Raw genomic sequence first — 21,683 nt, forward strand, 5'->3', positions numbered from 1 at the left:
AGCCGGATCGAACATCCTTATAAGGAAGCGGCTGGAACCCTTGACCGAAGATTCCGTCGGCAGGTCGGGTCCCGACATCCGAACAATAGAATCGCCCTTTGCCGAATCCGGCGAAGGGCGATTCTATTTGCCGAATTCTCGGGTATAGAAAAGGGAATGACCGGAGAGCGGCACATACAGCCGTTCTCCGGCAGCGACAGGAAGCGAGAGGTGAACGACCGCTATGTTCAGCGAAACTGAAAATCATCAAGCAAACGGCTTATCCGGCGGCGCGAACGAGGCTTCCGGCACATCCGATTCCCTATACGTCACGGCGGCGGAAGAAGCCGTCGACGAACTCGAACACGTCTCCGGCGTCCATCCCGGCTACCGGCGTGCCCATGCGCGCGGCTTTTGCTGCCGGGCTTCTTTTCTCCCGAGCGGCAAAGCCGCCCCGTACACGACCGCCGCGCATTTGCAGGAGCGCGAGATCAAGGCGATCGTCCGCTTCTCGGGCAGCTCGACCGATCCGGCGCTGGCCGACCTGTTATCGCCGGCCAAAGGCATGGCGGTCCAGTTTTTGCTACCGGAAGGCGGGCACACCAATATGGTGGGCGTTACCGTTCCGGTCTTTTTTGCCCGGACGCCGGAATCTTTTATGGAAATGCTGACGACGCTCAACCGCACCAAAGCCGGCAAGATGCCCAAAGCGGAAGCGCTGCGCCGCTTCGCCCGCCACTTCGGCGAGAGCCGGCAGAGTCTGCTGGCGCTCAAGCGTCTCAAACCGCCGGCCAGCTACGCCACCAACCTCTATTACTGCATTCACGTCTATATTCTCGTCGATTCGGAAGGACGCCGCCGGCCGGTCAAGTTCGAATGGATTCCCGACCTCGGCGTGCAGACGCTGTCGATCCACGACGCGGCCGCCATGCCCGACGACTATCTGGAACGCGAACTGGAGCTGCGGATGCTCGCGCATCCGCCGTCGTTCAAGCTGAATATCGTCTTCGGCGAAGAAGGCGACCCGACGAACGATCCGACCAAGCGCTGGCCGAGCGACCGCAAACGGATCGACGCCGGCCGCCTCGTGCTGCTGGAACCGATCGCCGAGCCGCCGGGACTGATCATGGACCCGACCGCCGTCCCGGACGGAATCGCCCTGTCCGACGACCCGATCCTGAACTTCCGCCGCGATACGTACGCGGAATCTTTGAAACGCCGCAGCGGCGGGCATTGAGCGCTGAGCAGGCATTGAGCGCAGGACGGGTATCGAGCGCAGGGCGGGCATTGAGCGCAGGGCGGGTATTGAGCGCTGGGCGGGCATTGAGCGCAGGAGGCGGACGCCAAGTTGGAGCGTGAGGCTGAGCCATAAGGCGAAGTTGATACGCTGAGCCGCTTTTTGTAAGCCAGCATTGATTATATGGCTGACATCGGTTTGTGGGCCGGACCAGGTTGGCCGGCCGGGCCAAACCAGCCATCCTGCTCGATGAGCAGGCGGGACAAGAATAACCGTCCAAGGCCCGAACCGCGAATGGATCGCGGTTCGGGCCTTTTCGCGGCGGCGCATCAGGCGCATCGCCCGCCTCATGACAGCTATCCGATCGCCTGAACAGTCGGCCTGTTCGAATTAAGTGCACAGCTGCAATTATTCGGCTCCAAAAAGCCGTAAATTGCGAAATAGGTGCGAGAGAACAACTAATTTGCCCAAAGACGAGAATATCCGTAAGGAAAGCGGCAAATAAGTGTTCTCAGGCCGTTATTTGCGGTGAGCTCGCAAAGAAGAGGAAATAAGTGCGCTGTCGCACTTATTAGGCGCATCGCCTGCCGAATGACAGCTATCCGATCGCCTGAACCGCTGGCCTGCTCGAATTAAGTGCACAGCTGCAATTATTCGGCTCCAAAAAGCCGCAAATTGCGAAATAGGTGCGAGAGAACAACTAATTTGCCTATAGACGAGAATATCCGTAAAGAAAGCGGCAAATAAGTGTTCTCAGGCAGCTATTTGCAGCGAGCTCGCAAAGAAAAGGAAATAAGTGCGCTGTCGCACTTATTTCCTCTTTTTTTGGCGTTGCGCGGCGTGTCGCGGTGTGTCCCCGCTCGAAGCCGCCCGCTGCCGGCTTGGCACCGGCTTTGTTCGCGCCCCTGCGCGCTGCGCCGCCCTCGCTCAGAGCGCGCGGCCCCAGATGCGCTCGAACGGCCGAAGGGTGCGGCCGTCTTGCGAACGGTCCAGTACGGCGAACACGACTTGTTCGAAGTGCGCAGACCAGCCTTCGCCGTCCAGAAGGCGGCGCCACCAGGAAGCGACTTCCGCCGGGTCGTTGCGGAACACACCGCAGCCGTAGGCGCCGAGCACGATCGTCCGGTCGCCGCGTTCGGCGAAGATCGCCAGCGCCAGTCGCATGCGTTCCAGCATGGCGATTTTGGCTTGGTCGGCATCTTCTCCCTTGAGCAGCACCTGGCCGTAGTTGACGGCCGGCAGCGTTAAGACCGACGCGCAGACCGGAGGCGCGAGTTCGAACCGCTCGTCGCGGAAAAAGACGACGTCCGGCGAATAAATCGCGTGATGCGTATACATCATCGAGCCGCAGGCCCGATTGGCGTCGTAGTAGCCGGCGTTTCGCAGCTGCGACAGATACAGGCCGCTCGAAATCGCCAGATTCTCTTCCTGCGCCGTCGCCCCGTTCAAGAAGCCGCCGCCCGGATTTTTGGCGCTGGCAAAATTCAGCAGCCCGATACGGCCCGTTCCAGCTATGACCGCTCCACCTGCCGCCGCTTCGCGAACCGCCTCGCCTATGCGTCCTTCGCCCACCGCTTCGCGAACCGCCTCGCCTCCACCCGCTCCACCCGCCGCCACTTCGCTTCGGCCTGCTTCGCGCCCAGCTTCGCCTTGCTCCGCTTCCCTTGCCGCCGCTCCGCCTGCCGCCGCATCCCGCACCGCTCCGACGCTCTCTCCGCCCGCTACCTCGCCCAGCCCGGCTCCGCCCACCGCCAACTCCCGCACCGTTTTCACGGCCGATTCGTTGACGACGCGGTAGTCCGTGCGCAGGCTGCCGCTGCGGCCGGCCAGCGTGCGCACGATTTCCGCGCCGCGCTCCGGCGTAATAAGCCGGCTGCCTTCTTCGCTCAGCCGCTGCGCTGCGCGAATATCGATCGATTGTCCGCGGTAGGCGTACACGCCGCTGCGGGCGATCTCTACCGTCTCGGCGGCGGTGCGCCGCATGCGGTCGCGCGCTTTTTCCCGGCTGCCGCCTGCCTGTCCCTGCGTCCGTTCATTCATCTTGAACTTCCTCCTTCAATAACGTATCCCGCGCTTCGCTCAGCGCAAAACCGAGCAGATTCGTTCCGCGCCATGCGGACGGATTCTCCACGTCGGGGTGGTCTTTGCCGAGGCCGATGCCCCAGATCCGGTCTCTCGGACTGGCTTCGACCAGCACGCGGTTTTGGGTACTGCGGAGAAAAGCCCACAGCTCGGCGTTCTGCCGGAACTTCTCCGTGCTCGCGCGCCGGACGATGCCGTACGCTTCTTTTTTCCAGACGGCGTCGTCGAAGTTCCGGACTTCCCGGCCCAATTCTTTCATGCGCTTCGGATGTTCGGCCCGCAAAATGCGCTGGCGCGTCTCTTCGTCCCGGAACAACCGCGCTTTCTCCGCCATCATGTACTGCTCCGCGCAGACGTATTCGGTGCCGTCGACCGTAAAAGCGCTCGGCCACCACTGGCTCAGACAGCTGGCGTCAATCGTGCCCGGCCGCTTGGGCGTATGTCCCCAGAAAAACAAATATTTGAACCGCTGCCCCGCTTCGTGCGCCCGGCGCAGTTCGTTCAGCTCGTAATTCATCGGTAATCTCCCCATTCTTCGCGGCTGCGCCGATACAATCTCGACGGCCGGTGACCCGCATGTTCCGTATATTCGTCCGTTTTCTCCACGAGCGGCTCCGCTTTGCGGCGGAAAGCCGCTTTGAGCAGTTCGCGGTCCAGAATCGCTTCGTAGACCTGCTGCAGCTGCGTCAGCGTGAACCGCTCGGGCATCAGATGCAGCGCCAGCTCGTCGCGTTCCACGCGCATCCGCAGCCGCTCGATCGCCATCGCGATCATCTTGGCATGGTCGAATGCCAGACCGTCATTGTCCGCGATCCGGTACTCGTCGGTCGAAGCCCCGTTCGTGCGGGTAAGCCGGCGCTCCACGATCGCGGTCAATTCGATCGCGTCGGCTTCGTCCGTGCTCTCCGTCCCGTCCGCCCCGTTCCCGCGCCGCGCTTCGGCTTCGCCGCTGCCCGCCCCGAAGGACGTCAGCCGCAGCTCATAGCGCCGCGTATGCACCACGCCGCCGCCCAGCCGCTCCCGGCTGTCGCCTTGCAGCCGGTACGTCAGCTCGAACCAGGCGGCGCGATCGGCATCGTCGCCGGCGCGCACGTCCAGACCACGGCTGTCGACGAGCGCCATATAGGCGCAGCTCATGACCCAGGTGCGCGGATCGCGCCCCACGTCGCTGAACGTGTGCAGCTGCTCCAGATAGACGCGGTCCACGCCCGTCTCTTCGCGCAGCTCCCGGGCCGCCGCCTGATCCGCCGTCTCGTTCGGGCGGACGAATCCGCCCGGTAGCGCCCAGCTGCCCAAGTACGGATGGCCGCCCCGGCGAATGAGCAGCACGCGCAGCGAACGCTTGGGCAGCTTGCGGTAATTCGCTTCTTTGTCGCCCGCCACCGTGAAAATGACCATGTCCGCCGCCACCGAAGGCCGCTCGTAATCGCCGACGTCGTACGCGGCGAGAAATTCCTCTTCCGTCCGGCCGTCGGCGTCGCGCGCCGTCCCGGGACTGCGTTTGTCCGCGTCTTCGCCGCTTCTGCCGCTTTTTCCGCTGCCGTTCCCGCTGTGGTCAGGCTTCTCTGCGCCGTTACGCTTTTCGGGGTCGAGTCCGTTCTCTTTTCCCAAACTGCTTCCTTCCGCCCGTTCTTGTGTCATGCCCGTGCACCTCCGCGTCATCTCCCGCTTGCGTCCATCTATCACGGCAAGCATTTCGTTCGTCACATATTGATATTATCTAAAAGTTACTATCAACAATAAAAGAATGGCCCTTTTTTGTCAACCGTGCGGCATAAAGCGTATAATGGGAAAAGAATCCAACTTCGAGGAAGTGAAACCCGCATGCCGAATACGCCGGAAGCGCACACGCCGCAGCTGGCTCCGGATGAGAACGCACCGTGTTTTTGCGGCAGCGGACGCAAAATGCGTCTCTGCCACAAGACGGCCTCGGCCGACAGCCGGGCGGTGCAGATGACCCGCTTGTACGGTGACGTCGAAGTCACGATCGCGGACTACCGGGCGGGCAGTCCCAAGCAGCCTCCCTGCCACGAAGGATGCAGCTCATGCTGCTCCGACTATTTTCCCGTGTCCCAAGTCGAATTCGAACTGCTGCTCGTCTACATGGAACGACACTGGAGCAAAGACGAAGTCCGCGAAGCGTTCGAACGCGCCGAAGAGAACCTGCTGGCGTTTCAGAGCGAAAATCCCGACCTGCACGCGTCGCTGACGCACACGGCCGACCGCCAAGGCGAGCTGGACGCGATTCGCCACCATGCGGGACGCAACAGTTTCCCCTGTCCGCTGCTCGACCGGGCGACGGGACGATGCCGGGTGTATCCGGCGCGCCCGTTTCTGTGCCGCACGCACGGCAGCTCGCATACGTTCTACGGCAGCTGGCGCGAACGGCTGAGAACCGAGCGCGTATGCGAACATATCGAAGGCGGACGCGCGCACCGCAAGATCACGCCGAACGTCGCGGACCTCTGGCCCCGCTACGAGGAGCTGGCCGACGTGCGCGTCGGGCCGAAGCGGAATCCGCTGCGCCAGTATCCGATTTTCTACTGGCTTGTCCTGTACGGCCGGCACGGCAGCGGACAGACGACGCAGCTCGGCAATCGCGACAATTTCGATCTGCCGCTCGCCGAGCACAACGCGCGGATGGCGGCGCACGGCTCGTCGGCGAACTGAATATCGGCCTTGCACATGCAGCGCCAATCCCGAATCCCCGCCGAAAAAAAACCATCAAAAAGACCGCTTTCCCCGCCATCTCTCAGATGGTCGTGGAAAACGGTCTTTTCTTGCTGCCCGCGCTGCTGCGCCGACTGTATCTTCATCGGCTGCGGCCGGAAACTTCCGCCTATTCGCCGTTTGCTCCGCCGGTTTCGGGTTTCGCTTCGGTGTCTTTGGTTCCCTTGGTCTTGTAAGGTTTGGGTGCGTTCTTCTTGCGGTTCTCCGCTTTTTGCCAGCGGGTCCAGCCTTTCTTGCCGGTACCGCGGCCCGTGCCGCCCTTCTTGCTTGCCATGATTGGTTCGCCTCGCTTTCGCGTCCCTCGCCTCCCGCCGTACCGATCTATCGGCCGTTCCGATGCGCATGGACGTCTGTCGTTCTATCGTACGTTAGACGCGGCTCCGGCACAAGGGAGAATCGCCGTTTAGCCGCAACATAAATTTATGGATGTTGGCGGTGTGGAGCGATTGAGCGGCCTTTTCGGGAGCCCGCTCACTCCGCCCCTTCCAACCGGGCGGCGTCCGTGCCGCGGACTTCGTCCGCGTACAGGCTGACGCGGTTGCGGCCGAGCTGCTTGGACTCGTACAGCGCCTGGTCGGCTTTGCGCATCAGCGTCTGCATGCAGACGTCGGCGGGCGTGGGATCGGACAGCGCTTCCGCCGGAAGCTGCGCGACGCCGAAGCTGGACGTGACTCTCACACCGTGGCCGACGACGTCGATCGCAAGCGCCGCCACGGCGGCGCGAATACGCTCGGCCCGGGCGCACGCTTCTTGTGCGCCGGTGTCCGGCAGGTACAGGACGAATTCGTCCCCGCCGTAGCGGCCGGCGACGTCTTCGGGTTCGATGATCGAGCGGATGATCTCCGCCACGCCGGACAGGACCCGGTCGCCCGCTTCGTGGCCGAACGTATCGTTGACGCGCTTGAAGTGATCGACGTCGAACATGACGACCGCGGCGGACCCGCCATGCCGCGAAGCTTCGCGCAGTCCCCGCTCGGCCCGCTCGATCAGGGCGTTTTTGTTGAACAGCCCGGTGAGGCCGTCGGTATTGGCGAGCCGCTTGAGTTCTTTTTCCATCTCGACCCGTTCGGTAATGTTGACGAACGTGACGATGCTGCCGGAGCGCTGCCCTTCGCGGTCGCGGATCGGCGAGAACCGAAGATGCACGTAAATCCCGTCGTCGTCCCCGCCGAGCCGCAGATCGCATTCCCGGCCGTCGACTACGCTCTGCGCGATCTGCGGACGCTCGGCCAGCACTTCCTCGGCCGGACGCCCGATCAGGCGGCTGTTCAAGCCGGGAGCAAGCTTCAACATGGCGGCGTTGTAATCGACCATGACGTTCTGCGCATTCAGGACGAGCACGCCGTCTTCCATGTTCTCGAACACGAGGTCGCGCGCGATCGGCGCCACGTCGAACATGCGGAAACGGAACACGGCCATGCTGTGGAACACGAACGAGAAGCTGATAAACACCGGCCCGAGGTCGATGCCGTACGGACTGAGCCCTGCGAGGTAATACAGATTGCCCGCGACCGGCACGAGCAGCCCCGCGGCCATCGCCAGCATCTGCAGGCGGAAACGGCGGCCGCTCCGGCGCATGCGCGTCGACAGCGCGAAGATCGAGAGCGCCAGGCAGCCGTACAAATAGAGCGTATGGACGGCATACCACGGCCCGCGGCCGAGTTCGACGATCGGGAACGGCGCGTCCGCCCGCAGGCCGATCGACGTATAGTACAAATGATGCAGATCGTTCGTATGCTGAATCACGAAAGTCAGCAGCGGGATGAGGTACAGCATGCGCTTTTTCCAATTGCCGAGCCGGATGCCCGCGTATTCCACGCACATCAGCAGCGTAAACACCGGCAGGAAAGGCAGGGAGAAATATTCGATGCCGATCCAGAATTTGATCTGTTCCAGCGTGTCGCTGGTCAGTTCGAACGCGTATCCGAACGCCAAAATAGAAGCCATAAGCGCGGCCAACACGTAATATCGGCCGCCTGGCGCATGCTTGAATCGGAGCAGGGCATAAACCGCGAGAAAAAGGCTCAGCATCCCGCCCATCATGATGATCGATACGTATACGAATAACGGCTGGGCCATGTTCACCTGCTCCATCTGGAAGATAGGATCGCTTTCGGTCAAACGGACTATAGGGACTGGGTATTCTTGCGCAATTCTTTTTATTATATAGCAGTTTAGCTGTTTATGCCCAACCATTAGTTGGATAGCGGCCGGTTCGTGCGGAAGTGTACCGGGCCACGCAGAATCGCGCGGTTTCCAATCAAAAAGCCGCTCCGCGGAAAATCCGCGAAGCGGCCGGGACGAACTTTGTTTCAGCCTTTGATCTCGGCAACGGCCCGTTCCAACGCCGCCGCCACTTTATCGCTCCAGGCGTCGAATTCGGGATCTTCCTGCTGCGCTTCCGAATGCGACAGCATGTACGCCACCGCTTCGCGCAGTCCCTGGTCCGCCCGCGTCGTCGCGACGAATTCCGGCACGAGCCGCTTGAGCTTCGAGTTGTCGAACACGACCGTATTGGCCTTGTCGCCGAGCAGGCTGCCGCGGTAGTCTTCGCCGCTGCACGCGTCGAGGAACGCCGACGGCGCATGCAGCAGGTTCGGCTTCACCCCGAGCGCCGACGCGACGATCTCGTGAATCTGGTTCCACGTGACCGATTCGTCGGACGTGATATGCACCGCATCGCCGATCGCGTGAATATTACCCATCAGCCCGACGAAGCCTTTGGCGAAGTCGCGGCTGTGCGTGACCGTCCAGAGCGACGTGCCGTCTCCGTGCACGAGCACCGGCTTGCCTTCCTGCATCCGCTTGAGCACCTGCCATGGCCCTTTGCTGCCGTGTACGCCGACCGGCACCGAACGTTCGCTGTACGTATGGCTCGGACGGACGATCGTCACCGGGAAGCCGTCTTCGCGGTAACGCTGCATCAAGTATTCTTCGCAGGCGATCTTGTTGCGCGAGTATTCCCAGTACGGATTCGCGAGCGGCGTGCTCTCGGTGATCCGGTAATCCGCCGGCGGCGACTGGTAGGCGGACGCCGAGCTGATAAACAGATACTGCTTCGTTTTCCCTTTGAACAGACGGTAGTCGCGCTCGACCTGCGCCGGCACGAATGCGATGAACTGCGCGACTACGTCGAACTCCAGATCCGCGATCAGCTTGGCCGCTTCGGCTTCGTCGTTGATGTCGCCCTGCAGCAGATGCGCGCCTTCCGGCAGTTCCGCATTGCGGCTGCCCCGGTTCAGCAAATAAAGGTCATGCCCCTGCGCAAGCAGCAGCTTCGTAATCTCTGTGCTGATCGTGCCCGTTCCTCCGATAAATAGCGCTTTCATATTTTCCCCTCCGTTTTGAAAAAAGATAGACTTGCCCGTTTTTTTCCACTTTACGGCCTTTAGGATAGCATGCCCGCAAGGCGAACACAAATTTCCATTGAGGTGATTCAACAGGAAAAATTTTCTTTAAAGGTAAGCGTGAAGCCCAATCCACGGAAAAGGAGCTGCATCTATGAGAAAACCGTTTCGTCCCTTTCTTTTGTTGATGCTTTGCCTCATTCTGACGGCCCTGCCTGTAACCGCTTTTGGCGCTTCGGCGCCTACTACCAAAACGCCGGCTGCCGATCTGCGCACGACGATGGCCAAAGTGCACGGCGAACATGCCTACTACACGGTTATAGCCATGCAAAAACGATTTAACCAAGCCAAAGACGCCTCGGAAGCGATGAACTTGCTCAACGCCAACTCGAATACGATGGCCATGATGGTGTCGGACCTCTACGGCAAAAGCGCCGCCCAAACGTTCCGCACAGGCTGGGATAACCATATCGCGCTGCTGATGAACTACGTTGACGCGACCCGCTCCAAGAACGACGCCGCCCGCAAACAGGCCACGTCGGATCTGAAGAAAAACGCTTCGTCCATGGCTACGGTGCTCAACAATCTCAATCCGCACCTCGACCGCAAGACGCTCGAACAAAACCTGCTCGTCCATGAGCAGTATCTGCTGCAATCGTTCGACGGCTACGCTTCCGGCAAATACGGAACCGCGTACACGGCTGCGCATAACGCCTATGCCCGCACTTCGACGATCGGCGCCATGATGGCGACCGCCGTCGTGAAGCAGTTCCCGGCCAAGTTCAAAGGAACGTCGACCCAGACGGATGCCGCCTACCTGCGCCAGCAGATGGGACAAGGACTCGGCGAGCACGCGATCCTGTCGATCCTCGTGCTTCAGAAAGCGCACGACAAAGCGCCGGATTACGCCAACGCCAAAGCCGCGCTGGATAAAAACACGGCCGCTTTGACCGCGGTGCACCGCAGCCTGTTCGGGGCCGGCGCCGCCAAAACGTTCAACGAACAGTGGAACCGCCATATCAAGGATTACCAGCTGTATCTGGCTGCGACGCTTGCCGGTAACGAAGCGGGCCGCAAAGCCGCCAAAGCCGATCTCGGCGATTTCGTCGCCAAGATTACCGCGTTCCAGGTCAACCGCCTGCCGCTCGACAAGACGATGACGTACCAGGCGAACGCCATGCACGGCGCGCATGTGATCACGGCGATCGACTCGTATCACAACGCCAACTACGCCAAGACGTATCAAGCGCTGCGCATCGGCTACAACCATATGTGGATGACCGGCAACGACCTGTCCGAAGCTGTGGTGAAAAAGATGCCGGGAAAATTTTAAGCGAGACGAAGTTGGGAAAAAAGCGGAAGGGACGAGCTGCGCTCTACTCGATTTTTCCGGCAAGGGCAGGAAAAGAAAAGGAACGGCTTATGAGCCGTTCCTTTTTTTGTGTGGGCGATTTCAGGGCAGCCACGCTTACTGAGCCACGGCCCGGAAATATTTGTAGACTTTGTCCAGCTTCTGCGCATGCTTGCCTTTGGGACTTTCCATGCCGCCAAATTCGAAAAACTTCACTTTTTTGATGCCGACGTATCCGAACAGCGCCCGGCGCATGAGTACCTGATGGGCGTTGCCCATGACGAGGCGCAAATAGCCGGTCGGTCCTTTCATGACGGAGATGCAGACGACGGATTTGCCTTTCATGAGTCCTTCCGGCATCAGGCCGCCTTTGTCGAGATAGGCGAACTTGGACGCGAACATCCGGTCGACGAAGCCCAGCATCATCGCGGGCGGACGTCCCCACCAGATCGGATAGATCAGCACGATTTTGTCCGCCCACATGAGCAGCTCGCGATGCCGCGAAAGTTCGGGATCGATATGCATGTCGCGCCGGCGCTTGTCTTCGTTGAACACCAGCACCGGGTCGAAGCCTTCTTCGTACAGATCGAGCACGCGGACTTCCTTGACGCCCGGGTTCTCGCCTCCGCCGCGCAATACCTGCTGCATAAAAGCGTAACTCAGGCTCTGGTGATTGGGATGCGCGTAGATCAACAGCATGTTCATGTGTGTTCCCCTTTTCATTATCATTTGATAACAAAAAGATAGCACACCGGAGTTATAGTTGTCAAATGATAATTGTTTATAGATAAGTTTTTTGCTATGTTAAAGAAAAGAGGTGAGAACATGGACCACAGCGCACTATTTCAAAAAGTCGTCGCTTTCATATCTTCGGTACATGAAGTCAGCCACGAACTGACCAAGGGCGTGAAGAGCGAAGATATTACGCCCGCCCAATATAAAATTCTCGAATATATGATGTTTACGCAGCCGGTAACGCCGAGCGATATCGCGGACTGCGTCGATTTGTCGCTGCCCAATACAAGCCGGGAGCTGCGCAAGCTGCTGGAAAAAGGATTGTGCGAAAAAGCGGTGGACGACGCCGACCGGCGCCGCCAGCTGTTCCGGCTGTCCGCGAACGGGCAGGCTTTGATGGGCCGCGTGTTCGGACAGGCACAGGAACGGTTCGAGCAGCGGATCGACGGCATCTCGGCAGAGGAAGAGCAGGAGATCGAACGGGCGCTGGCGCTGCTGCAGCGAAAGCTGTTCGGGTAGAGACGTTCAGCCCTTTTAATCAGACGGAGTTTTGGCTATCCGTTCCTTGATTGCTTTGACTTTGCTGCCGGACAGGCTGCAGGCGATCCCTTCTGCAAAAAAGATTTGTTTGTTTGAAAAATCAATTTCCTGTACATTTTCCGGATTGATCAAAAAAGCTTTATGTACCCTCATCATTTGGGGGTACTCTTTTTCCAACTGATTCAGCTTCCCATAGAACTGATACTGCGAATCCGCCGTATGTACAATCAGCTTATGCGGGGGGAGCGTTTCGATAAAGTAAAGGTCGGACAGCGCCAGATGAATACGACGACTGCCGATGGCGAGCGAGAACAATTGCTTGTCTATTTTTCGCCTATCCAGAGATCTCTGGAACGCAACCTGAACGCATTCTTCGATCTGCGGACGCTCAGAAAAAAGCGAAGTTTCGCTTTTTTTAATCCAAAAGCAAGTAACAGCAGCAGAAGCGTATAATCTGAAAGCTGTATGAACAGTATGCCTGAAGACGAAATGGTAATCACAACATTCCTCCTTGTAAAAAAACCTTTCAACATCTATTAAACTCCTTTGAAAGGCATTTACAAGTATAGTAGAATGTTATTTAGCTATAAATTTACTTTATACCCAATTTTAACATCGATTATATTTCTGACTGCAATGCTCTTTAGCTCCTGATCTTTAATAATCTCTTTTTTCATTTTACTCCTTAATGCCGACCTCTCTTCTGTTCGCTTAACTTTCGAATCAGAGCCCCTACCGACAAGATCAACATGCCCAAGCTCATAACAAATCCTACGACGTTAAACAAAGTCAGAGGCTGTCCCTCGACTCTTCCGAAATTCGAAGCTCCGACTCCGACCAGAATCATGAAAACAATCGAACTTATGACCAATGACATGATCGCTTTTTTCGGTTCCATCTTGTTCCTCCCGTCTATTTGGCTTCATGCAACGAAACGTTCCGTTTGCTCCCTCACTCTCTCATACTTTGATCCCTTATAGGCACAAACCGTCCTGAAACGAATGTTTTCCGTCCCGAATCCATCAGACAGCCACCAAGCTGTTTACAAAAAAAGAGCAGGTTCGCTTCGAAGTCTCTCCGCTTCGATGCGAACCTGCTCTTTTCATTTTAGGCCAAATACTCTTCCAGCCGGTCCCACGTCTCGCGGATGCCGTGCTCCATGCCCATCTCGACGACGGTCTGCAGCGATTGTTCGGAATCGTACAGCGTGCGCGAGATCAGCTTCGTGCCGCCTTCGATCTCTTCGAAAACGAGCGTCGTGTCGGACGGAGGCAGGTCTTCATTGATCGCGCCGTCGGCATCGGAAAAATAATCGGTGTAGACGAACGAGTTCGGCGCGTCAATCGACCGGTATACCCCTTTGCCCCACGATTCCATCCCGAAAAACTCGCCCTGATTCTTGTCCTTGCACGTCATGCAGTAATGCCAGACTCCTTCCGGGCGAAAATCGAGCGTGCACGCGGTCAGCTCCCAGCCTCGCGGTCCCCACCAATGCGTCAAATGTTCGCATTGGGTGAAAGCGGCGAACACTTTCTCGCGCGGTGCCTTGAAGATCCTTTCCATAATAAATTCGCGGCCTTCGACTCTTACGATCATGCGGTCGGTCATGTCGTGGTCCTCCTCGAAAAGCTGAATTTGAATACAACTTCCAAGCCTGCCCCGGGCATCGGCCCGAAGCTCGTTTCCCGTGCTGTCCCGTGCTGCCGATCAGTCCGGCATGTCGCGCAGGTACGCGTCCAGCCGGTCGAACCGTTCTTCCCACAGCTCGCGGTAGCCCGCCAGCCAATCTTCCAGTTCGCGAAAAGGCTCGGGCCGCAGCCCGTAATGTCTGCGGTTCGCTTCGGCCCGCACCTCGACCACGCCCGCCTGCTGAAGCACCTTCAAGTGCTTGGAAGCCTGCGGCTGGCGCATGTCCAATCGCTGCACGATCTCGCCCACGCTGAGCGGCCCGCCGCGCAGCAGCGAGACGATCCGCATGCGGCCCGGTTCCGCCAACGCGCCGAACAACTCCGTATTCCCTTCATCCATACCGTCTCTGCGCGGCCCCTCGATCCGGCTTCTGTCTACTTTCGCCCGAAGCGGGCCCGCGCAAGATCACCTCTTTCCGCTCTGCGTCTTGTGTCGGCTTCAGTATAACCGAATCGAATATTCCTGTACAGGAATATTCGATTCTCTTTTCAATCTCCCCGGGCCCGCTCGTCGGCACAACCCCCAACGACAAAAAAGGCCCGCGCCCTCAGGCGCGGACCTTCTCGGATCACGAATCCTTTTATCCCGTGTGACCTCTTTACTCGGCCGGCTGTCCCGCCGCTTCCCAGGCCGCGATCTCTTCGCGCACGATCGGGGCGACCTTCGTACCGAGCAGCTCGACCGAACGCATCACGTCTTCGTGATTGCCCATCGTGCCGACCGGCGTATGCAGCATGAAGCGCGTGATGCCGACTTTTTTGCGCAGGTCGATGATCTTCTTCGCGACCGTCTCCGGGCTGCCGACGTACAGGGCGCCTTCCGGACCGCGCAGCGCGTCGTAGCCCTGGCGGGTATACGGACCCCAACCGCGCTCTTTGCCGAGCACCGTCATCGCGTAGCGCATCGACGGGAAGAACTTGTCCGCCGCTTCGTCGTCGGTCTCGCCGACGAAGCCGTGCGAATGCGAAGCGACCGGAAGCAGGGAAGCGTCGTTCCCGCCGTGCTCGGCGGCGCGCTTGTACAGGTCGACGAGCGGCGCGAACTGGCTCGGACGTCCGCCGATGATCGCGAGCACCAGCGGCAGGTTGAGCAGGCCGGCGCGCACGACGGATTCCTGGTTGCCGCCGCTGCCGATCCAGACAGGCAGCTTCTCCTGTACCGGACGCGGGTAGACGCCCCGGCCTTTGATCGCCGGACGGTGTCCGCCTTTCCAGTCGACGATTTCCGATTGCTGGATCTTGAGCAGCAGCTCCAGCTTCTCGTCGAACAGGTCGTCGTAATCGTTCAGATCGTACCCGAACAGCGGGAACGACTCGATGAACGATCCGCGGCCCGCCATGATCTCCGCGCGGCCGTTCGAGATCGCGTCTACCGTCGAGAAATCCTGAAATACGCGGACCGGATCGGCCGAAGACAGCACCGTCACCGCGCTCGTCAGACGGATCTTCTCGGTGCGCGCCGCCGCCGCGGCCAGAATGACCGCAGGCGCGGACGCCGCGTAATCGATCCGGTGATGCTCGCCCACGCCGAAAACGTCGAGGCCGACTTGGTCCGCGAGCACGATTTCTTCCACTACCTGGCGAATGCGCTCCGCGTGACTGATCGTCGGGCCGGTGCCGTCCGCAGGGGTCGTTTCCACAAATGTACTGATACCGATTTCCATAATTGAATCTCCTTTTGATGAGCCGCCGAATCGAAGGCTAAATATATTTATTAAAGTAAGTAACTATAATTATTTTATATACTCATTATCGGCTTTTTCTTCGAAGATTTCAAGCTTTGTTTTGAAAATCGGTTCAATCTTCACGGAATCCGGGCAGGAACGGTCGCGAAAAAGAGAATCGGAACGAGGACCGCGATCGGAAAAGCGACGCCGACGGCGGGATTGCCTGTTTTCTAACGGGCAGCGGCGGAGTTTCTTTTCACGAAAAAGCGCCTTGCCGCGAGATTCCCACGGCAAAGGCGCTTTCTGTCTTACCTACTGCTTGATTGCTGCCCCGATCGAATTATCTGCCTGTACGAGTCGTCGTATCATGGTCGTGGCGGCGGCGCAGACCGAGCAGGCCAAGCAAACCAAGCAGGCCAAGCAGGCCCCAAAGTCCGTTGTCTCCGTCGTCGTCGGTTGCTTCGTCCACGGCGTTGCCTGTCGTTTGTTCCACTTCGGCTGCGGCCGAAACGTAAGAAGTTCCGGCAGAAGCGGTCGAGACTTCACCCGCGAAAGCGGAAGCGGCACCGAACGAGGAAACGAGCGTGAAAGCGATGAGAAGAGTTTTAACTTTAGCCAACATTTTGTTTGTTCTCCTTTGTAAAGCACGAATGACATTCTTTTACTATTAACCTCGGTTAGGTTTTTGAATCTTTTCTATCTTCTTATGTAAGCTAAGTATCCAAATCCGGTAAGTTCTCGAACCCTTGCCCTGTATAGGTTTAGAAATCTTTTTCGATTAGTTGAATATATTTTCCCCAGATGCTTGAGACCTTATTTTAAGCTGGTTCTTCGCTTGGACCGGGTGTTATATAAGGGGGTAATCCTCCCTTGAAAGGAGCTGGAAGCTTGCCGAACTCCGCCGCTGCCGCCCTCAAAAACGGACTGCTGCTCATGCGGCCGGCCGCCGTCATCGCTTCGAGCGTCGTCATTATTTTCTCCGGCGTCTATCCGCTGTTTGCCGATCCGGCGGTGCCGACCGATCGGGTACTGACCGCGGCGGCGCTGCTGCTCGTCGGCTGTCTGCTGATCCACGGCCTGCTGACGCATGCGCTCAACGATTATACCGATTACCGGTCCGGCACGGACGAACGCAGTCCCGCCCTGCTGTCCGGCGGCAGCCGGGTCATTCAGAACGGACGCATCTCGCCGGAAGCGCTGGGACGTTTCGGCTTCGGGCTGACGGCCGTACTGCTGATTGGCGCGGGGGTGCTCGCCGCAATGGGGCAGATTCGGCTCGCCGTGCTGCTGGTCATCGGAATCTGGGGTGCTGTCTCCTACTCCGCGGCTCCGCTTCGGCTGTCGTACGTTCCTTTTGCCGGGGAGTGGCTGAGCACGTTTCCGTCCACTTTCGCGCTGGGACTCGGCGGAGCGTGGCTGCTGCTGGACGATCTGCCGCTGTGGGCCGTGCAAAATGCGTGGATCAACGCCATGTACTGCATATCCTGGGTAATGGTGCATCATATTCCCGATCTGGAGGCCGACCGCGGCGCTTCCCCCGTCAAGCGGACCAGCGTCGTCTGGGCCGCCGACCGGTTCGGCCCCGCGTTCGCCCGTCTGCCGGCCGTCGTCTATTTCGCCCTGATCGGCGTATCCGCGCTCTGGTTCGCCGGAACGGGCCGGACGCTCGCCGCGGGTATCGTGCTGGCGGCTGCGGCGCTGTCGGTCTATTGGCTGGCCCGGGTGGACGTGCAGGACGCGGCAGCCGTGACGGCGTGCGAGAAAAAGATGCTGCTCACCGCGATGATTCTGGCGATCGGGCTCGGTATTTTCCACTGAATCCGGTCGAAGGGGCGCATCATGCCGAAGCTTCGCTTCCAAACTCGTACGGCGGCTTTTTCGCCTTGAAAACGTTTTATTTTTATGCCACAATTGATATGTTTTCAAGTACCGGTTAGCCTGAAAGGTTCCTTTGCCAAAGTCGTCCATTCATACAGCAGCGGGGGTTCCGTTGAATCGGACCTTCGTCCAATACGAGGAGGAAAGACCTGATGAGAACAATCAAGCTCGGAAGCAGCAATCTTGACGTACCGATAGTCGCTGTCGGCTGCATGAGAATCGATTCCCTGGACAAAAAAGAAGCGGAAACCTTCGTGCAAACGGCACTCGACGAAGGCGCGAACTTCTTCGACCATGCGGACATTTACGGCGGCGGCAAGTGCGAAGAGATTTTCGCCGAAGCGGTACATATGAGCCCGTCCGTGCGCGAGAACCTGATCCTTCAATCCAAATGCGGCATCCGTCAGGGACAGTTCGATTTCTCCAAAGAGCATATCCTGTCTTCCGTCGACGGCATCCTGCAAAGACTGAACACCGATTACCTCGACATCCTGCTGCTGCACCGTCCCGACGCCCTCGTCGAGCCGGAAGAAGTGGCAGAAGCGTTCGACAAGCTGGAAGCTTCGGGCAAAGTGCGCCACTTCGGCGTATCCAACCAAAAACCGATGCAGATCGATCTGCTCAAAAAATACGTGAAGCAGCCGCTGGTTGCCAATCAGCTCCAGCTCAGCATCACGAACGCCAACATGATCTCCAACGGCGTCAACGTCAACATGCTGATCGACGAATCGGTCGACCGCGACGGCAGCATTCTCGACTACTGCCGCCTGAACGATATCACGGTCCAGCCGTGGTCGCCGTTCCAATACGGATTTTTCGAAGGCGTGTTCCTCGACAACGACAAGTTCCCGGAATTGAACGCGGAAATCAACAACGTGGCCGAAGCGCACGGCGTCAGCAACACGACGATCGCGATCGCGTGGCTGCTGCGCCACCCGGCCAACATGCAGCCGGTGACAGGCACGATGAACGTGCAGCGCATCAAAGACTGCATTAAAGCCGGCGAAGTGAAGCTGTCCCGCGAAGAATGGTACGCCATCTACCGCGCGGCGGGCAACAAACTGCCTTAACTTCAGGCTAAAGATTAACGATTAACGATTAACGCCTTATTTTCGGCGCAAAAAGCCCTGTTCGTACGCTTCGGGGGTATCCGCGGATACTCCCGAGCGACGACAGGGCTTTTTGGTAGGTAACGCTTCGTGCCGGCTTGCGGGAGCGGCGGCGGCCGATTCGACGGCCGTTACCCGTCGGTGCGCAGCACTTTGGCCCGCGGCGGCTCCGGTTCGCCATGCAGCGCCCTGCCGTACAGCTCGACCAACCGCCGTCCGACGGCGTCGAGGTCGAGGCCGAGCGCAAGCTCGCGGCCATTACCCGTCAGATCCGGCAGCGTGCGCTGCGTGATCCCGCGTATGCCGCGCTCGAACGTCTCCAGGCTCCGCGCTTTGTACACGGTCTCGCCGTCGCGCAGCCAATCCGCATAGATCGGCAGATCGCGCACGAGGACCGGAATTTCGGCGGCCAGCGCTTCCAGCAGCACGATGCCTTCCGTCTCCTCGTGCGTGGCGAACAGAAACAGGTCGCTGCCGCAGTAGGCGTCGCGCAGTTCGGTCCGGTTCACGTAGCCGGGAAAATGCAGGTTCGGCAGCTTCGTCTCGACGGCTTGGCGAATCTTCGGCGGGATCATGTACAGCGGCGTATGGCCGAACCAGTAAAATTCGTGATCCGGCATGCGGCGGGCCAGTTCCACGAAGTCCAGCACGCCTTTGCGCTCGATGTAATGGCCGACCGACAAAATGACTTTGGTGTCGGCTGCGAGTCCGTACCGCTCGCGGAACCGGAGTCCGGCTTCGGCGTCCGGCGCGAAGAAGGCACTGTCCACCCCGTTCGACAAGCTGACGATCGGGCCGGTCAGGCCGTACCCGAGCAGCAGGCCTCGGGCATAGTCGGTCGGCGTGATCAGCAGGTCGGCGCTGCGGTAGCAGCGCATGATCCAGCGCTTGAACAAGGGAGCGGCCAGATTGGAGCCGATAAACGAATTGCGGAAGTCTTCCATCGTGGAATGGGCATGGTACACGACCTTTTTGCCCTGCCGCTTCGCTCTTCGCGCCATGCGCAGCGAGTCGGGGAAAATGGTGTTCAGATGGACGACGTCGTAGTCTTCCCGTTCGTCCATCGTGTACGCGACGCCGAGCCTTTCCAGCGCTTCGCGCTGATGGCGCACGGCTTCGCCGACCCCGCTTCGGCTGACCGTATCGAGCGATCCGGCATAGAGCAGTATTTTCATATTCGTTGTCCTTCCCTTCTTCACGTTCAAGCCATCCCGAACAATCCGGCGGCCCACGTAATCGCCGCGCTCAGGCCGAAGCTGTAGGCGGCGATCGCCAGCGGCTTGCCGAGCAGGATAATCGTCGTGAAGCGGCGCAGCGTCATCTTCGTCGTTCCGGCAAGGTAGCAGAGGAAATCGTCCGGCGCAACCGGCATGAAGATGCCGACGGCGAACAAATTATTGAAGCGCCGGCCTTCCGTCCAGTGTTTGTATTTGGCGAGCAGCTTCGGACTGAACATGCTGTCCAGAATCGGGCGGCCGTATCTTCGCGCCAGCAGGAACGCCGCAAGCGAGCCGAGGCAGATGCCGACGTAATTGTAGAGGAATCCGGCCAGCGGCCCAAAGATCAGAATGCCGCCGACGCAGCCGATACCGCCGGGCAGAATCGGGATGACGACCTGCACGGCCTGGAAGACGACGAAGATCAGCGGAGCCCAGACGCCAAACCCCGTCAGAAAAGCTTCCAGCGAAGCCTGGGAACTGAATAAGCCCGCATAGAATCCGTAAACGATGCAGGCCGCGCAGGCGGCCAGGCCCGCGGCGGTCGTGGCGTTCATCATGTAGCGCATCGAGGAAGACTTCAAAATCGTTCCCTCCGATCTGTCAGTATGGAATCCGTAAGCCGCCGGGTGATCCGGCTGTTGGGCTGTCCGCCTGCCAAGGCTTGGATGGCCTTTATTTGAGAGCCGCCATCAGAGGCGCCCGGCCGGCCGCCGGGCTGTAACTCGCGGCAGCCCGGAGATAGATCTGCTCCGCGCTGTCGCCGAAAGCGGAAGACGAGTAGCGTTCCAGCGCAAGCTTGCGGGCGTTCTCGCCGAGCTCCGCCAGCAGTCCCGGCCGATCGAGCGCCGTCGCGAGCGACGCTTCGAACTGCTCGAACGTCTCGTACTGCCAACCGTTGACGCCGCTGTCGACGACGCCGTTGAGGCAGTCATCCCGGCGGCACAGCACCGGCACGCCGGAAGCCATCGCTTCGATGTAGGTCAAGCCCTGCGTCTCGCTGTTCGAAGCGCTGACGAACAGGTCGCCCAGCTTGTAATAATTCGCGACTTGTTCCGGCTGGACCATGCCCGCGAACACGATCCGCTCGCGCAAGCCGAGCTCGTCCGCGCGCCGTTCCAGCGCCTGCCGGTTCGGGCCGTCCCCGACGATCAGCAGCTTCAGCCGCGGATGGGGACAGCGCGAGACGAAGCGCAGGATTTCTTCGAGATTTTTCTCTTTGGCTAACCGTCCGACAGACACCAGTACCCGATCTTCTTCGGACAGACCGAGGCTTTTTCTAAGAAGCAGGCGACGTTCCGCAGGCAGTTCGGCCTGAAACTGGCTCAGGTCCACGCCGGTCGGCACGACCTGGATATCGCCGGGCACGCCGTAACTTTCCAGTAGACTGCGGACTTTCTGCGTAGGGGCGACGACGCTCTCCACATGCTTCAGCGTGCGGCGGGTAAACAGCGCGACCGCCGCGCGTCCCCACGTGCGGCTGGGCGAGAAATAATGGGTGTAGTCTTCGTACACCGTATGGTACGTATGAACGATCGGGATCTTCAGCGCTCCCGCTATGTATCTGGCCATGCGGAACGTACTGAATTCGCACTGCGAATGAATAACGTCCGGTTTCCAGTCGAGCAGCTCGCGCAGCTCTCTTCGATGTACGCGCAGCGCCGTGCGAACGCCCGGGTAGAGCGCGCCCACGGAGCCGATATGGGTGACGCCGCCTTCGGTGAACGAACGGCCGTCCGGCGACAGGGTCAGGATGCGAACCTCGTGCCCGTTCTTCTCCAGTTCGTTTTGCAAATTGACCACCGAGGTAACGACGCCGTTGATGATCGGTCGGTAACATTCGGTCGTAATCAAAATTTTCATACCTGTCCCTCGATTTCGATAGAATTTTGATCGGTGGGAATGCGGATTCTGTTATTGTAAGCTCTATGTTTAAAATACATTCGAATTGCAGATTAAACAATGCTAAACAATTGTTAACAAACTTCCGCTTTGGATCGTGCCGCTGCTTCATGGACGCCGGGGAACGATCCAGGCCCTGCATCGAATGCCGCGCGGGAGTGTCTATGGGGATTACGTGCTCCCGCGCTCGGCGTTTCGCCCAATCGCGCGCGAGGACATAA

Annotated in this window: 21 protein-coding genes; 6 read left to right on the plus strand and 15 right to left on the minus strand. The window is 59.2% G+C overall.

All coding sequences use genetic code 11. From position 1 onward, the window contains the following. Nucleotides 1-223: 223 nt before the first annotated feature. The gene (locus FFV09_RS09655; RefSeq protein WP_141447639.1) at nt 224-1,216 is read left to right on the plus strand and encodes a catalase family peroxidase; all 993 of its coding nucleotides are present in this window, start codon (nt 224-226) and stop codon (nt 1,214-1,216) included. 927 nt (nt 1,217-2,143) lie between these two features. Here the strand turns inward: FFV09_RS09655 and FFV09_RS24120 are convergent. From FFV09_RS24120 to FFV09_RS09670, 3 genes are read right to left on the minus strand one after another with little or no spacing between them, the layout of a single operon-like run. Continuing rightward, on the minus strand, nt 2,144-3,256 hold the full coding sequence (locus FFV09_RS24120; protein WP_342782097.1) for a TIGR02452 family protein: 1,113 nt from the start codon (nt 3,254-3,256) through the stop codon (nt 2,144-2,146). After that, complete coding sequence (locus tag FFV09_RS09665) at nt 3,249-3,815, minus strand: riboflavin biosynthesis intermediates N-glycosidase (protein WP_141447640.1); 567 nt, start codon at nt 3,813-3,815, stop codon at nt 3,249-3,251. The genes FFV09_RS24120 and FFV09_RS09665 overlap by 8 nt, the downstream gene beginning before the upstream one ends. Next, nucleotides 3,812-4,939 (minus strand): NUDIX hydrolase, encoded by a 1,128-nt coding sequence (locus FFV09_RS09670; RefSeq protein ID WP_141447641.1) that lies wholly within the window; start codon nt 4,937-4,939, stop codon nt 3,812-3,814. The genes FFV09_RS09665 and FFV09_RS09670 overlap by 4 nt, the downstream gene beginning before the upstream one ends. A gap of 183 nt (nt 4,940-5,122) precedes the next feature. On the opposite strand from FFV09_RS09670, the gene FFV09_RS09675 reads away from it, so the two are divergent. Next, nucleotides 5,123-5,968, plus strand: a complete 846-nt coding sequence (locus FFV09_RS09675) for a YkgJ family cysteine cluster protein (protein ID WP_141447642.1) — start codon at nt 5,123-5,125, stop codon at nt 5,966-5,968. A gap of 169 nt (nt 5,969-6,137) precedes the next feature. On the opposite strand, the gene FFV09_RS09680 is transcribed toward FFV09_RS09675, so the two are convergent. The 3 genes from FFV09_RS09680 to FFV09_RS09690 all read right to left on the minus strand — a co-directional run bounded on the left by FFV09_RS09680 (nt 6,138) and on the right by FFV09_RS09690 (nt 9,357). After that, nucleotides 6,138-6,302: a DUF3934 family protein gene (locus FFV09_RS09680; protein WP_141447643.1), complete on the minus strand. Its 165-nt coding sequence runs from the start codon at nt 6,300-6,302 to the stop codon at nt 6,138-6,140. A 197-nt stretch (nt 6,303-6,499) separates the two neighbouring features. Continuing rightward, the gene (locus tag FFV09_RS09685; protein ID WP_170314985.1) at nt 6,500-8,107 is read right to left on the minus strand and encodes a histidine kinase N-terminal 7TM domain-containing diguanylate cyclase; all 1,608 of its coding nucleotides are present in this window, start codon (nt 8,105-8,107) and stop codon (nt 6,500-6,502) included. Between the two features lie 233 nt (nt 8,108-8,340). Continuing rightward, nucleotides 8,341-9,357 (minus strand): SDR family oxidoreductase, encoded by a 1,017-nt coding sequence (locus FFV09_RS09690; RefSeq protein ID WP_141447645.1) that lies wholly within the window; start codon nt 9,355-9,357, stop codon nt 8,341-8,343. A gap of 172 nt (nt 9,358-9,529) precedes the next feature. Here FFV09_RS09690 and FFV09_RS09695 point away from each other — a divergent pair, with 172 nt between their 5' ends. Further along, nucleotides 9,530-10,708, plus strand: coding sequence for a hypothetical protein (locus tag FFV09_RS09695; protein ID WP_141447646.1), 1,179 nt, complete (start codon nt 9,530-9,532; stop codon nt 10,706-10,708). A 135-nt stretch (nt 10,709-10,843) separates the two neighbouring features. Here the strand turns inward: FFV09_RS09695 and FFV09_RS09700 are convergent, their stop codons facing one another. Continuing rightward, complete coding sequence (locus tag FFV09_RS09700) at nt 10,844-11,431, minus strand: NAD(P)H-dependent oxidoreductase (RefSeq protein ID WP_141447647.1); 588 nt, start codon at nt 11,429-11,431, stop codon at nt 10,844-10,846. Nucleotides 11,432-11,551: 120 nt separating this feature from the next. On the opposite strand from FFV09_RS09700, the gene FFV09_RS09705 reads away from it, so the two are divergent. After that, nucleotides 11,552-11,980: a MarR family winged helix-turn-helix transcriptional regulator gene (locus tag FFV09_RS09705; RefSeq protein ID WP_141447648.1), complete on the plus strand. Its 429-nt coding sequence runs from the start codon at nt 11,552-11,554 to the stop codon at nt 11,978-11,980. Nucleotides 11,981-11,995: 15 nt separating this feature from the next. Here FFV09_RS09705 and FFV09_RS23725 read toward each other — a convergent pair whose 3' ends face one another. The 5 genes from FFV09_RS23725 to FFV09_RS09730 all read right to left on the minus strand — a co-directional run bounded on the left by FFV09_RS23725 (nt 11,996) and on the right by FFV09_RS09730 (nt 15,978). Further along, on the minus strand, nt 11,996-12,316 hold the full coding sequence (locus tag FFV09_RS23725) for a LytTR family DNA-binding domain-containing protein (RefSeq protein WP_170314986.1): 321 nt from the start codon (nt 12,314-12,316) through the stop codon (nt 11,996-11,998). A gap of 792 nt (nt 12,317-13,108) precedes the next feature. Beyond that, entirely contained in the window at nt 13,109-13,609 is a 501-nt protein-coding gene (locus FFV09_RS09715) for an SRPBCC domain-containing protein (protein ID WP_141447650.1), read from the minus strand. Between the two features lie 99 nt (nt 13,610-13,708). Further along, nucleotides 13,709-14,029 (minus strand): ArsR/SmtB family transcription factor, encoded by a 321-nt coding sequence (locus FFV09_RS09720; RefSeq protein ID WP_141447651.1) that lies wholly within the window; start codon nt 14,027-14,029, stop codon nt 13,709-13,711. Nucleotides 14,030-14,288: 259 nt separating this feature from the next. Continuing rightward, nucleotides 14,289-15,353 (minus strand): LLM class flavin-dependent oxidoreductase, encoded by a 1,065-nt coding sequence (locus FFV09_RS09725; RefSeq protein ID WP_141447652.1) that lies wholly within the window; start codon nt 15,351-15,353, stop codon nt 14,289-14,291. A gap of 343 nt (nt 15,354-15,696) precedes the next feature. After that, entirely contained in the window at nt 15,697-15,978 is a 282-nt protein-coding gene (locus tag FFV09_RS09730) for a WGxxGxxG family protein (RefSeq protein WP_141447653.1), read from the minus strand. Nucleotides 15,979-16,244: 266 nt separating this feature from the next. Between FFV09_RS09730 and FFV09_RS09735 the strand changes: the two genes are divergently transcribed. Both FFV09_RS09735 and FFV09_RS09740 read left to right on the plus strand, forming a co-directional pair. Beyond that, a complete protein-coding gene (locus FFV09_RS09735) occupies nt 16,245-17,174 on the plus strand; it encodes a prenyltransferase (protein WP_141447654.1) in 930 nt (309 codons plus the stop codon). 212 nt (nt 17,175-17,386) lie between these two features. Then, nucleotides 17,387-18,304, plus strand: a complete 918-nt coding sequence (locus FFV09_RS09740; RefSeq protein WP_141447655.1) for an aldo/keto reductase — start codon at nt 17,387-17,389, stop codon at nt 18,302-18,304. A 170-nt stretch (nt 18,305-18,474) separates the two neighbouring features. Here the strand turns inward: FFV09_RS09740 and FFV09_RS09745 are convergent, their stop codons facing one another. From FFV09_RS09745 to FFV09_RS09755, 3 genes are all read right to left on the minus strand, one after another. Then, nucleotides 18,475-19,518 (minus strand): LTA glycolipid anchor biosynthesis glycosyltransferase, IagA/BgsA family, encoded by a 1,044-nt coding sequence (locus FFV09_RS09745; protein ID WP_141447656.1) that lies wholly within the window; start codon nt 19,516-19,518, stop codon nt 18,475-18,477. A 26-nt stretch (nt 19,519-19,544) separates the two neighbouring features. Further along, a complete protein-coding gene (locus FFV09_RS09750) occupies nt 19,545-20,144 on the minus strand; it encodes a TVP38/TMEM64 family protein (RefSeq protein WP_141447657.1) in 600 nt (199 codons plus the stop codon). A gap of 91 nt (nt 20,145-20,235) precedes the next feature. Continuing rightward, nucleotides 20,236-21,423, minus strand: a complete 1,188-nt coding sequence (locus FFV09_RS09755; RefSeq protein ID WP_141447658.1) for a glycosyltransferase family 4 protein — start codon at nt 21,421-21,423, stop codon at nt 20,236-20,238. Between the last annotated feature and the right edge of the window lie 260 nt (nt 21,424-21,683).

This window comes from Saccharibacillus brassicae (assembly GCF_006542275.1).
GTDB lineage: Bacteria > Bacillota > Bacilli > Paenibacillales > Paenibacillaceae > Saccharibacillus > Saccharibacillus brassicae.

Coding starts and splice junctions, on each gene's coding strand:
- FFV09_RS09655 (WP_141447639.1), top strand. CDS start 224: ATGTTCAGCGAAACTGAAAATCATCAAGCAAACGGCTTATCCGGCGGC.
- FFV09_RS24120 (WP_342782097.1), bottom strand. CDS start 3,256: ATGAATGAACGGACGCAGGGACAGGCAGGCGGCAGCCGGGAAAAAGCG.
- FFV09_RS09665 (WP_141447640.1), bottom strand. CDS start 3,815: ATGAATTACGAGCTGAACGAACTGCGCCGGGCGCACGAAGCGGGGCAG.
- FFV09_RS09670 (WP_141447641.1), bottom strand. CDS start 4,939: ATGACACAAGAACGGGCGGAAGGAAGCAGTTTGGGAAAAGAGAACGGA.
- FFV09_RS09675 (WP_141447642.1), top strand. CDS start 5,123: ATGCCGAATACGCCGGAAGCGCACACGCCGCAGCTGGCTCCGGATGAG.
- FFV09_RS09680 (WP_141447643.1), bottom strand. CDS start 6,302: ATGGCAAGCAAGAAGGGCGGCACGGGCCGCGGTACCGGCAAGAAAGGC.
- FFV09_RS09685 (WP_170314985.1), bottom strand. CDS start 8,107: ATGGCCCAGCCGTTATTCGTATACGTATCGATCATCATGATGGGCGGG.
- FFV09_RS09690 (WP_141447645.1), bottom strand. CDS start 9,357: ATGAAAGCGCTATTTATCGGAGGAACGGGCACGATCAGCACAGAGATT.
- FFV09_RS09695 (WP_141447646.1), top strand. CDS start 9,530: ATGAGAAAACCGTTTCGTCCCTTTCTTTTGTTGATGCTTTGCCTCATT.
- FFV09_RS09700 (WP_141447647.1), bottom strand. CDS start 11,431: ATGAACATGCTGTTGATCTACGCGCATCCCAATCACCAGAGCCTGAGT.
- FFV09_RS09705 (WP_141447648.1), top strand. CDS start 11,552: ATGGACCACAGCGCACTATTTCAAAAAGTCGTCGCTTTCATATCTTCG.
- FFV09_RS09715 (WP_141447650.1), bottom strand. CDS start 13,609: ATGACCGACCGCATGATCGTAAGAGTCGAAGGCCGCGAATTTATTATG.
- FFV09_RS09720 (WP_141447651.1), bottom strand. CDS start 14,029: ATGGATGAAGGGAATACGGAGTTGTTCGGCGCGTTGGCGGAACCGGGC.
- FFV09_RS09725 (WP_141447652.1), bottom strand. CDS start 15,353: ATGGAAATCGGTATCAGTACATTTGTGGAAACGACCCCTGCGGACGGC.
- FFV09_RS09730 (WP_141447653.1), bottom strand. CDS start 15,978: ATGTTGGCTAAAGTTAAAACTCTTCTCATCGCTTTCACGCTCGTTTCC.
- FFV09_RS09740 (WP_141447655.1), top strand. CDS start 17,387: ATGAGAACAATCAAGCTCGGAAGCAGCAATCTTGACGTACCGATAGTC.
- FFV09_RS09745 (WP_141447656.1), bottom strand. CDS start 19,518: ATGAAAATACTGCTCTATGCCGGATCGCTCGATACGGTCAGCCGAAGC.
- FFV09_RS09755 (WP_141447658.1), bottom strand. CDS start 21,423: ATGAAAATTTTGATTACGACCGAATGTTACCGACCGATCATCAACGGC.